This is a genomic window from Legionella lansingensis (assembly GCF_900187355.1).
In the GTDB taxonomy this organism is placed as follows: Bacteria; Pseudomonadota; Gammaproteobacteria; order Legionellales; family Legionellaceae; genus Tatlockia; species Tatlockia lansingensis.
The window spans coordinates 235,001-246,188 of record NZ_LT906451.1 but is presented as its reverse complement, the minus strand read 5'-3'; the positions used below and the strand labels follow the sequence as shown (position 1 = coordinate 246,188).

Sequence of the window (11,188 nt, the reverse complement as noted above, 5' to 3'; positions counted from 1 at the left end):
GAATTAATCATGTTCGAGCTCGATATCGATACCCAAAGCCCTTATTTCTTTCAATAAAACGTTGAAAGATTCAGGCATACCGGGATCCATACGATGATCGCCATCAACTATATTTTTATATATCTTAGTACGTCCTCCGACATCATCTGATTTAACTGTTAACATCTCTTGCAACGTATATGCAGCGCCGTAAGCTTCTAGAGCCCAAACCTCCATCTCCCCAAAGCGTTGGCCACCAAACTGGGCTTTACCACCTAATGGCTGTTGGGTCACCAGGCTGTAAGAACCAGTGGATCGCGCATGCATCTTGTCATCAACTAAATGATTTAGCTTAAGCATATACATATAGCCTACAGTTACTGGATTATCAAATTGCTTTCCAGTTCTGCCATCATACAAAATTGTCTTGCCATCAGGTCGAAGGCCAGCCAATTCCAACATCGCTTTAATCTCATTTTCGCTAGCCCCATCGAAAACAGGGGTTGCCATTGGCACACCCGCTTTAAGATTATCAGCTAAAATCATGACTTCCTCATCATTCAAACTCTCAAGATGAACTCGTTTCTTATCATGATTGTAAATTTTATCTAGGTAAGATCTAATTTCTTTCACAGAATTCTGACTTTCTATGAGATCAGCAATTCTTTGGCCAAGACCTTTGGCAGCCAGACCAAGATGTGTCTCTAGCACCTGGCCGATGTTCATCCGAGAAGGAACCCCTAATGGATTTAGTACGATATCCACAGCGGTGCCATCCTCCATATAAGGCATGTCTTCGACTGGAACAACAATGGAGATAACGCCTTTGTTTCCGTGACGTCCCGCCATTTTGTCACCCGGTTGTATGCGTCGTTTAACGGCCAAGTAAACCTTAACGATCTTCAATACGCCAGGTGCTAGATCATCTCCTTGCACGATTTTTTTGCGACTGTCATTAAAGCGTTTTTCCATTTCTTTACCGAGTAAATCCATTTGTTTGGAAAGTTGCTCTAATTGTTGACTGATAGCATCATCATCCACACGAATATCGAACCATTTTTCTCGGTCGATTTTATTCAGATGATCAGACGTTACCTTGGAACCAGCTTTTATTCCTGGACCGCCTTTCACAACCTTATCAAGTAAAAGATTACTGACACGATGGTAAATATCTTCTTCGCGAATGCGTCGTTCGTCGATTAAGTCCTTGCGAACACGAGCGAGATGTTCTTCCTCAATACTTTTTGCACGCTCATCCTTCTCAAGGCCATCACGAGTAAAGATTTGCACATCGATTACTGTGCCATTCATACCAGATGGTACCCGCAGAGAAGAGTCTTTAACATCTGAAGCTTTTTCACCAAAAATAGCTCGTAATAATTTCTCTTCTGGAGTAAGTTGTGTTTCACCTTTTGGAGTTACTTTACCAACCAAAATATCGCCAGCACTAACTTCTGCACCAATATAAACCACACCTGATTCATCAAGATTTGCTAAAGCAGCCTCACCTACATTAGGAATATCGGCAGTGATCTCCTCTGTTCCAAGCTTCGTATCTCTAGCGATGCAGGTTAATTCCTCGATATGGATGGTAGTAAATCTATCTTCTTGAACAATTCGCTCTGAAATAAGAATAGAATCCTCGAAGTTGTACCCGTTCCATGGCATGAACGCCACTAAAAGATTTTGTCCTAAAGCAAGTTCACCCATATCTGTACAAGGGCCATCAGCCAATATGTCGCCTCGCTGTATTCGATCCCCTTTGGACACGATAGGACGTTGGTTAATGCAAGTATCTTGGTTTGAGCGGAAATATTTGGTTAAGTTATAAATATCGACTCCCGCTTCACCAGCAGTTGTTTCATCATCATTAACACGAACCACTATGCGTGACGCATCCACAGAATCAATAACTCCGCCACGTTTTGCTACGACAGACACGCCTGAGTCAGAAGCGACAGTACGCTCCATTCCTGTGCCCACCAATGGCTTCTCTGAACGTAGCGTCGGTACTGCTTGCCGTTGCATATTTGAACCCATCAAAGCACGGTTAGCATCATCATGCTCCAAGAAAGGAATCAGCGATGCTGCCACAGAAACGATCTGCTTAGGAGAGACATCCATGTAGTTTATTTTGTCAGGTGTCGTTAAGGAAAATTCATTCTGATGTCGGCATGGGACCAAGTCAGCCAAAATATTCCCCTTGGCATCCACCGGGACATTTGATTGCGCGATATATTGATCAACTTCCTCGATTGCTGAAAGGTATTCGATCTCATTGGTCACACGACCATTAATTACCTTACGACAAGGTGTTTCAATAAAGCCATAATCATTCGTTCTAGCATAAACAGACAAGGAGTTAATTAACCCAATATTTGGTCCTTCAGGTGTTTCAATTGGGCAAACTCGACCATAGTGAGTCGTGTGTACGTCACGAACCTCAAATCCAGCTCGCTCTCTTGTCAATCCACCTGGACCAAGAGCAGAAACACGTCGCTTGTGTGTAACACCTGATAAGGGGTTAACTTGATCCATAAATTGCGACAATTGACTTGAACCAAAGAATTCTTTTACTGCAGCAGAAACAGGTTTTGCGTTGATTAAATCTTGCGGCATCAAATTCTCGGATTCCACCAAGCTTAAACGTTCCTTGACAGCTCGTTCAACCCTTACAAGGCCAACCCGGAATTGGTTTTCCGCCATTTCACCTACACTGCGTACTCGTCGGTTTCCTAGGTGATCAATATCATCAACCATTCCGATACCGTTGCGGATATCGATAAGCGTTTTGATGACGGCAAGAATATCCTCTTTAGTCAAAGTGCCTGGACCAGAATCCTCTTTTCTACCTACACGACGATTAAATTTCATGCGCCCAACAGCTGACAAATCATAACGATCTTCAGCAAAGAAAAGGTTTTTAAACAATGCTTCGGCGGCCTCTTTTGTAGGTGGCTCACCTGGGCGCATCATGCGATAAATCTCAACCAGTGCTTCAAGCTGACTGGTCGTGGGATCTATTCTCAGGGTATCAGATATATAAGAACCATGATCAAGATCATTTGTATAAATCATATCGAAACTGAGGATGCCATTATCAGCAAGCTGATCAAGTAATTCAGCGCTAACTTCATCATTAGCCTGAGCAATAATTTCTCCTGTTTCAGCATTAATTATATTTTTAGCCAGTACCTTACCAATGAGATAATCAGTGGGGACTACAAGATCCCGCATATTGCTTTTTTCCATTTGCTTAATATGACGAGCAGTAATGCGACGACCTTGCTCTACAATGAGTTCTCCAGTTTCAGGTACAGCAATATCAAAGGATGCAATTTCACCACGTAGCCTAGCAGGAATGAGATTAATGTGGAACTCACCGTTTCTTAATTGACAGGTCGTGGTTTCAAAAAATTCGGCAAGAATATCTTCTGTTTCGTAACCTAAAGCACGTAGCAAAATAGTAACTGGTAGCTTACGTCTTCTATCAATACGTACAAAGACACAATCTTTAGGATCAAACTCAAAATCAAGCCAGGAGCCACGATAAGGAATAATACGTGCTGAGTAGAGTAATTTACCGGAAGAATGTGTTTTACCGCGATCATGCTCAAAAATAACGCCTGGGGAACGATGCAGCTGAGACACCACAACCCGCTCTGTACCATTAACAACAAATGTACCAACATCGGTCATTAAAGGAATTTCACCCATAAACACATCTTGCTCACGGATGTCCTTAATCGGCTTTGGTTCACCACTTGCCTCTTTGTCAAAAACAACTAATCTGATTTTGACTCGCAGTGGCGCTGAATAAGTTAGGCCTCTTAATTTACACTCACGCACATCAAAAGCTGGCTCGCCTAATTTGTAACTGACGTATTCAAGTTTGGCATTTCCAGAAAAACTCTCAATAGGGAAGACGGATGAGAATGCAGCATGTAATCCCGTCTTTTGCTGACCATTTCCCGTTGAATCTGTCTGCAAGAAGTCTCTATACGATTTGAGCTGGATCTCAAGCAGATTGGGAATGTCCATCATATCTGCCTGCCTACCAAAGCTTTTGCGAAATCGTTTTTTCTCAGCATGTGAATATTGAGGTTTAGCTTTTGCAATTGCCATGGTGGTTCCTCTGTAAAATTATTTGGATATCATCAAACACACAAACCCAGCCATGAAACCATGGCCGGGTTCTTTAACTTTTCTGTAACAGTATTACTTAACTTCGACAGTCGCGCCGGCTTCTTCAAGTTTCTTTTTAATTTCGGCGGCTTCGTCTTTAGATACACCTTCTTTAACAGTTGAAGGAGCTCCTTCTACCAAGTCTTTAGCTTCTTTCAAGCCTAAACCGGTGATTTCACGAATTGCTTTAATTACGCCGACTTTGTTTGAACCAAAGCTGCTCATTACAACGTTGAATTCAGTTTTTTCTTCAGCGGCGGCAGCAGCACCTGCAGCAGGTGCTGCAACAGCAACAGCAGCAGCGGCAGCGGAAACATGGAATTTTTCTTCCATTGCTTCTATTAGTTCTACTATTTCCATTACAGACATGTTAGAGATTGTGTCAAGAATCTCATTTTTTGATACAGCCATTTCTAGCTCCTAGGTTAAAAATTATAAAGATTATGTGGTTTATTACTGTTTTTTGTCCTTGATTGCAGCAAGCGTTCTGACCAACTTGGCATGCGGCTCTGCAAGAGTACGAACAAATTTTTCGATAGGTGCTTTCATCACATACATAAGTTTAGCCAATGCTTCCTCACGTGTAGGTAGACTAGCTACAGCGTCGAGTTGATCAGGACTAAATACCTTACCACTGACAGCTAATGCTTTGATCTCAAGCTTATCAAATGTCTTGACGAACTCCTTTAACATTCTTGCTGCATCACTCGGGGCTTCGAGAGATAAAGCAATAAATAAAGGACCAACTAGCATATCATTGAGACAGGCAAAATCGGTGCCTTCGAAAGCTCTACGAGTGAGTGTATTTCGCACTACCCGTAAATAAACACCGGCTTTGCGTGCTTCGCTACGCAATTGTGTCATTTGATTGACAGTTAAACCACGATAATCAGCAACGACTGCCGAAATAGCCTTAGAAGCAACAGCAGTTACTTCTTCAACAACGGCTTTTTTTGCAGCTAATGTTAACGTCACGTTACTGACCTCCTAAGTTGAGCAAATCATATCAAGAATGATTTGACAGTTATGGTGGCCGTCCCAGAAAAATCCCGGAGCCGGTTCACCGTCTGCGCAGGATATTAAGCTCTAATCTAGGCACCTGCGGTCTTCGACGGCATCGAACCATGTCTTTGCCGTGAAAGCGATTTAAAAGGCGATATATATTACACGGGTAGTGTAGCAATATCAATAGGCAAACCTGGTCCCATTGTGGTTGATAAGGATATTTTCTTTAAGTAAACACCCTTCGCCGATGCTGGCTTAGCCTTTTTCAAGTCAATAATCAATGTAGAAATATTTTCGATTAAATCTTCTGGGGAGAAGGTTATCTTTCCTACTGTACAGTGAATAATACCGTTTTTATCAGTTCTATAACGCACTTGACCAGCTTTAGCATCAGCAACAGCAGCTTCTACATTCGTAGTAACAGTACCGACCTTCGGGTTGGGCATTAATCCACGAGGACCTAGAATTTGACCCAGCTGACCAACAATACGCATTGCATCTGGTGTTGCAATCACCACATCGAAATTCATTTCACCTGCTTTAATTTGCTCGGCTAAATCCTCGAAACCAACCAAATCAGCTCCAGCATTTTTAGCTTTCGTTGCATTTTCGCCTTGTGCAAATACCGCAACGCGAACTTTTTTACCAGTACCTTTTGGTAGATTTGTTGAAGAGCGTACAACTTGATCTGACTTACGAGGATCGACGCCTAAATTTACGCTGATATCAACACTTTCTTCAAAATTCTTACTCGCAAATTCCTTAAGAATTGCTATTGCTTCTGTTGCATTATAAAGATGATTTACTTTCACCTTTTCACGGATATTCTTTTGCTTTTTACTCATCGCCATTGCATCACCCCTTATTCCAAACCTTCGACTTCTATGCCCATGCTTCTAGCAGTTCCAGCGATACTGTGGACTGCTGCATCTAAACTACCCGCTGTCAAATCAGGTTGTTTCATTTTGGCGATGTCTTCAAGTTGAGCGCGAGTAAGCTTAGCAACTTTTTTGGTGTTGGGCGTGCCACTACCGCTCTGTATTCCCGCAGCTTTTTTAAGTAAAACAGAAGCTGGTGGGGTTTTGGTTACAAACGTGAAACTACGATCAGAATAAACCGTAATAATTACTGGGGTGACCAGACCTGGTTCAATATTTTGAGTAGCAGCATTAAATGCCTTGCAGAACTCCATAATGTTGACACCACGTTGTCCCAGTGCCGGACCTACTGGAGGACTTGGATTAGCCTTACCAGCAGGGATTTGCAATTTAATATATGCTTCAACTTTTTTAGCCATTATGACTCCTCATGGGTATAGCGCTAGTTCACTGCAACAAAAGAGCATCACAAAGTTACTTTAGCTTCCCGGTTTACAAAATTAGTTAGGTTTTCTCAACCTGACTAAACTCCAATTCAACTGGTGTCGAACGACCAAATATCAACACGGCCACTCTTAAGCGGTTTTTCTCATAATTAACTTCCTCAACCACACCATTGAAATCAACAAAAGGTCCTTCTTTAACTCGAACCACCTCACCTGGTTCAAAGAGAATTTTGGGTTTCGGCTTGGTAACACCTTCTTCAACACGTTGCAAAATAGCCCTTGCTTCCTTATCCGTAATCGGAGTTGGAGTCTGACTTGTTCCGCCAATGAATCCCAGAACTCGAGGAATAGCTCGTATCATATGCCAGGTTTCATCATCCATCACCATGTGAACAAGGACATAGCCAGGGAAGAATTTTCGCGTGCTCTTTCGTTTTTGACCGGCCCGCATTTCAACGACTTCTTCAGACGGAACGACGACCTCACCAATCTTATCTAATAGATGATGATACTCTGCGCGAGATTTAATTTCACGCATAACAAAATTTTCATAACCTGAATAGGCATGGACCACATACCACTGTTTAGTTTTATGTTCTTCCACCGTATTTTCAACCCAAATGTGTTAATTTAGCGATTGCCCACATCATTACAGAGTCTACACCCCAAAGAACAAAACCTGTTATGGCCACCATAGCCATAACAATTGATGTGGTTTGAATAGTCTCCTGGCGTGTTGGCCAGACCACTTTTTGTAATTCTATTTTTGCATCTTTTGCAAATGCAAAGACTTCTTTTCCTTTCGATGTGAAAAACGCTAACAAAACTGATAGTACAAACCAACTAACCCAAATGATAGCTTTTATGGGTCCTGAGAAATCAAAATAATAGGTTCCCCAAAAAGCTAAAGCTGTGACCAGCAAAATGCCAAACCACAATACTATTTCTTTCAAATTCATTCCGGAGTCAGCTGATTTTTTCATAATTATCTAATTGTTGGCAGGCCAGGAGGGAATCGAACCCCCAACCTGCGGTTTTGGAGACCGCCGCTCTGCCAATTGAGCTACTGGCCTAATATTAACCCAATGGTGTGAAGCTTTTCAGCTTCACACTTAAATCATTCAATAATTTTTGCGACTACACCGGCACCAACGGTGCGGCCACCTTCACGAATCGCGAAACGCAATCCTTCATCCATTGCAATGGGTGAATGCAAACTAACTGTCATTTGGACGTTATCACCTGGCATAACCATCTCAACGCCGCTTGGCAGTTCGCATGAGCCTGTTACATCTGTCGTTCTGAAGTAAAATTGCGGACGATAACCATTGAAAAATGGAGTATGCCGGCCACCTTCGTCTTTTGACAGAACATATACTTCTGCTTCAAATTTGGTGTGCGGCTTAATTGTACCAGGTTTCGCTAATACTTGACCTCGTTCAACTTCATCTCGTTTCGTTCCACGCAACAACACACCTACGTTATCGCCTGCTCGACCTTCATCCAGTAGCTTCCTAAACATCTCAACGCCTGTGCAGGTCGTCTTCTGCGTATCACGGATACCTACTATCTCAACTTCTTCACCTACCCTAACTATTCCACTCTCTATACGGCCAGTAACTACTGTTCCACGTCCAGATATGGAGAATACATCTTCAATCGGCAGCAGGAAGCTCTTATCAATGTTTCTCACTGGCTCAGGAATGTAGGAGTCCATCGTCTCAATCAATTTCTCAATCGCAGGTACACCAATCTCGCTCGTATCCCCTTCCAGAGCTTTCAATGCTGAACCAACAACAATCGGAATCTCATCACCAGGAAATTCATAGCTGCTTAATAGGTCGCGGACTTCCATCTCTACCAACTCAAGAAGTTCAGGGTCATCAACCATGTCCGCTTTGTTCATGAATACCACAATATAAGGAACACCCACTTGGCGAGACAATAAAATATGCTCCCTCGTCTGAGGCATCGGACCATCTGCTGCTGATACAACCAGAATAGCACCGTCCATCTGAGCCGCTCCCGTAATCATGTTCTTCACATAATCCGCGTGACCTGGACAGTCCACATGCGCATAGTGACGATTTGCTGATTCATATTCCACATGCGCCGTCGATATCGTAATTCCTCGCTCGCGCTCTTCTGGCGCCGCATCAATTTGATCATAAGCCTTCGCTATACCACCAAATTTCTTTGCCATAATCGTTGTAATCGCCGCTGTCAATGTGGTCTTGCCATGGTCCACGTGACCAATCGTCCCCACGTTTACGTGTGGCTTCTTACGCTCAAACTTTTCCTTCGCCATCGAAAGATCTCCCCATTTCAAATGTTGATAACTGTATGGTGCCCACAACTGGACTCGAACCAACGACCTCTTCCTTACCAAGGAAGTGCTCTACCGCCTGAGCTATGTGGGCTCTAACTACAGTCTGCACTATTCACAGGCTGTTAATAAAACTTGGAGCGGGTGATGGGAATCGAACCCACGCTATCAGCTTGGAAGGCTGAAGTTCTACCATTGAACTACACCCGCTTTTTTACTTACCATGTCTGCACGATACTGGTGGAGGGGGAAGGATTCGAACCTTCGAAGGCAGAGCCGTCAGATTTACAGTCTGATCCCTTTGACCGCTCGGGAACCCCTCCCAAAAGAACGCCATTTTCTTTCATGGTATGGCTAAAGTCAATAGCTTTAGTCCAGTATGAGGACTAGATCTAGATGGTGCTGGCACCAGGAATCGAACCCGGGACCTACTGATTACAAGTCAGTTGCTCTACCTACTGAGCTACGCCAGCAATACTCTTTTCTCTACATGCCTTCTTTAGGATTAATTTCAGTGATCCTAAACAGCACATCATCAGCCTTGCGGACTACTACTTATAAAAAAGCCCTGGCGATGACCTACTTTCACATGAGGAAACCTCACACTATCATCGGCGCTGGTCTGTTTCACTACTGAGTTCGAGATGGAGTCAGGTGGTTCCAAACCGCTATGGTCGCCAGGAAAAACGGTATTCTGCTGGTTTAATCACCAGTCAGGTTGGTAAAGATAATATTCGGTAACACAAGCTTTTCTTCTGTCTTTTATTGTTTGGCCATACACCCAAAGCAATTCAGGTTATATGGTCAAGACAATCAGCCAATTAGTACGAGTTAGCTTCACACATTACTGTGCTTCCACACCTCGCCTATCAACGTCGTCGTCTTCAACGGGCTTCAGGGGAAAACTCATCTTGAGGGAGGCTTCCCGCTTAGATGCTTTCAGCGGTTATCCCGTCCGAACTTAGCTACCCGGCAATGCAACTGGCGTCACAACCGGTACACCAGAGGTTCGTCCACTCCGGTCCTCTCGTACTAGGAGCAGCTCCTCTCAATTTTCCTACGCCCACGGCAGATAGGGACCGAACTGTCTCACGACGTTCTAAACCCAGCTCGCGTACCACTTTAAATGGCGAACAGCCATACCCTTGGGACCTGCTTCAGCCCCAGGATGTGATGAGCCGACATCGAGGTGCCAAACACCGCCGTCGATATGAACTCTTGGGCGGTATCAGCCTGTTATCCCCGGAGTACCTTTTATCCGTTGAGCGATGGCCCTTCCATTCAGAACCACCGGATCACTAAGACCTACTTTCGTACCTGCTCGACCCGTCAGTCTCGCAGTCAAGCACCCTTTTGCCTTTACACTCTTGGTACGATGTCCGACCGTACCGAGGGTACCTTTGTGCTCCTCCGTTACTCTTTGGGAGGAGACCGCCCCAGTCAAACTACCCACCATACACTGTCCTCATCCAGGATTACTGGACCAAGTTAGAACCTCAATAATAACAGGGTGGTATTTCAAGGTCGGCTCCATGCGAACTAGCGTCCGCACTTCTTAGCCTCCCACCTATCCTACACAGTCATCATCAAAGTCCAGTGCAAAGCTGTAGTAAAGGTTCACGGGGTCTTTCCGTCTAGCCGCGGGTACACTGCATCTTCACAGCGATTTCAATTTCACTGAGTCTCGGGTGGAGACAGCGTGGCCATCGTTACGCCATTCGTGCAGGTCGGAACTTACCCGACAAGGAATTTCGCTACCTTAGGACCGTTATAGTTACGGCCGCCGTTTACCGGGGCTTCGATCAAGAGCTTCTCCGAAGATAACCCCATCAATTAACCTTCCGGCACCGGGCAGGCGTCACACCCTATACGTCTTCTTTCGAATTGGCAGAGTGCTGTGTTTTTAATAAACAGTCGCAGCCACCTGGTCTCTGCGGCCTTCTTCAGCTCATTGCGCAGGCAACTCACCAAAAAAGGCGTACCTTCTCCCGAAGTTACGGTACCATTTTGCCTAGTTCCTTCACCCGAGTTCTCTCATGCGCCTTAGTATTCTCTACTTGTCTACCTGTGTCGGTTTGCGGTACGGTTCTCTATAAGTTATGGCTAGCAGCTTTTCCTGGAAGCAGGGCATCAATGACTTCTCTGCACCCCGAAGGGTCAGAACCACTCAGCACCTCAGCGTTAACAAGAAACCGGATTTGCCAGGTCTCTCCGCCTACATGCCAGTACCGGGACAACCACCGCCCGGCTCACCTAGCCTTCTTCGTCCCCACATCACCACTTATAGAAAGTCCAGGAATATTAACCTGGTTCCCATCAGCTACGCTCTTCAGCCTCACCTTAGGAGCCGACTCACCCTGCTCCGATTA

8 protein-coding genes, 5 tRNA genes and 2 rRNA genes (1 of these 15 only partly in view) are annotated in these 11,188 nt (G+C 44.4%); all 15 read right to left on the bottom strand.

Features of this window, described 5'->3' with window-relative positions; all coding sequences use genetic code 11:
* Positions 1–3: 3 nt before the first annotated feature.
* Positions 4–4,104, bottom strand: coding sequence for a DNA-directed RNA polymerase subunit beta (gene rpoB / locus CKV79_RS01140; protein WP_028374161.1), 4,101 nt, complete (start codon positions 4,102–4,104; stop codon positions 4–6).
* A gap of 93 nt (positions 4,105–4,197) precedes the next feature.
* On the bottom strand, positions 4,198–4,575 hold the full coding sequence (gene rplL / locus CKV79_RS01135) for a 50S ribosomal protein L7/L12 (RefSeq protein WP_028374160.1): 378 nt from the start codon (positions 4,573–4,575) through the stop codon (positions 4,198–4,200).
* Positions 4,576–4,617: 42 nt separating this feature from the next.
* Complete coding sequence (gene rplJ / locus CKV79_RS01130) at positions 4,618–5,139, bottom strand: 50S ribosomal protein L10 (RefSeq protein WP_028374159.1); 522 nt, start codon at positions 5,137–5,139, stop codon at positions 4,618–4,620.
* A gap of 188 nt (positions 5,140–5,327) precedes the next feature.
* Entirely contained in the window at positions 5,328–6,020 is a 693-nt protein-coding gene (rplA, locus tag CKV79_RS01125) for a 50S ribosomal protein L1 (RefSeq protein ID WP_028374158.1), read from the bottom strand.
* 11 nt (positions 6,021–6,031) lie between these two features.
* The gene (gene rplK / locus CKV79_RS01120) at positions 6,032–6,466 is read right to left on the bottom strand and encodes a 50S ribosomal protein L11 (RefSeq protein WP_028374157.1); all 435 of its coding nucleotides are present in this window, start codon (positions 6,464–6,466) and stop codon (positions 6,032–6,034) included.
* An 85-nt stretch (positions 6,467–6,551) separates the two neighbouring features.
* Positions 6,552–7,097 (bottom strand): transcription termination/antitermination protein NusG, encoded by a 546-nt coding sequence (nusG, locus tag CKV79_RS01115; RefSeq protein ID WP_028374156.1) that lies wholly within the window; start codon positions 7,095–7,097, stop codon positions 6,552–6,554.
* Between the two features lie 7 nt (positions 7,098–7,104).
* Positions 7,105–7,476 (bottom strand): preprotein translocase subunit SecE, encoded by a 372-nt coding sequence (gene secE / locus CKV79_RS01110; protein WP_028374155.1) that lies wholly within the window; start codon positions 7,474–7,476, stop codon positions 7,105–7,107.
* Positions 7,477–7,490: 14 nt separating this feature from the next.
* A tRNA-Trp gene (locus tag CKV79_RS01105) sits at positions 7,491–7,566 on the bottom strand.
* A gap of 44 nt (positions 7,567–7,610) precedes the next feature.
* The gene (gene tuf, locus CKV79_RS01100; protein WP_028373276.1) at positions 7,611–8,801 is read right to left on the bottom strand and encodes an elongation factor Tu; all 1,191 of its coding nucleotides are present in this window, start codon (positions 8,799–8,801) and stop codon (positions 7,611–7,613) included.
* A gap of 36 nt (positions 8,802–8,837) precedes the next feature.
* Positions 8,838–8,913: transfer RNA gene (locus tag CKV79_RS01095), tRNA-Thr, on the bottom strand.
* A 42-nt stretch (positions 8,914–8,955) separates the two neighbouring features.
* Positions 8,956–9,029 (bottom strand) — tRNA-Gly (locus CKV79_RS01090).
* Between the two features lie 28 nt (positions 9,030–9,057).
* Positions 9,058–9,142, bottom strand: a tRNA-Tyr gene (locus tag CKV79_RS01085).
* Between the two features lie 74 nt (positions 9,143–9,216).
* A tRNA-Thr gene (locus CKV79_RS01080) sits at positions 9,217–9,292 on the bottom strand.
* 93 nt (positions 9,293–9,385) lie between these two features.
* Positions 9,386–9,501, bottom strand: a 5S ribosomal RNA gene (rrf, locus tag CKV79_RS01075).
* A 118-nt stretch (positions 9,502–9,619) separates the two neighbouring features.
* Positions 9,620–11,188: ribosomal RNA gene (locus tag CKV79_RS01070) — 23S ribosomal RNA — on the bottom strand; it runs 1,324 nt beyond the window's last position.

Bases quoted from the DNA above. Each gene is read 5' to 3' on its own strand.
- rpoB (WP_028374161.1), bottom strand. From the start codon at position 4,104: ATGGCAATTGCAAAAGCTAAACCTCAATATTCACATGCTGAGAAAAAA.
- rplL (WP_028374160.1), bottom strand. From the start codon at position 4,575: ATGGCTGTATCAAAAAATGAGATTCTTGACACAATCTCTAACATGTCT.
- rplA (WP_028374158.1), bottom strand. From the start codon at position 6,020: ATGGCGATGAGTAAAAAGCAAAAGAATATCCGTGAAAAGGTGAAAGTA.
- rplK (WP_028374157.1), bottom strand. From the start codon at position 6,466: ATGGCTAAAAAAGTTGAAGCATATATTAAATTGCAAATCCCTGCTGGT.
- secE (WP_028374155.1), bottom strand. From the start codon at position 7,476: ATGAAAAAATCAGCTGACTCCGGAATGAATTTGAAAGAAATAGTATTG.
- tuf (WP_028373276.1), bottom strand. From the start codon at position 8,801: ATGGCGAAGGAAAAGTTTGAGCGTAAGAAGCCACACGTAAACGTGGGG.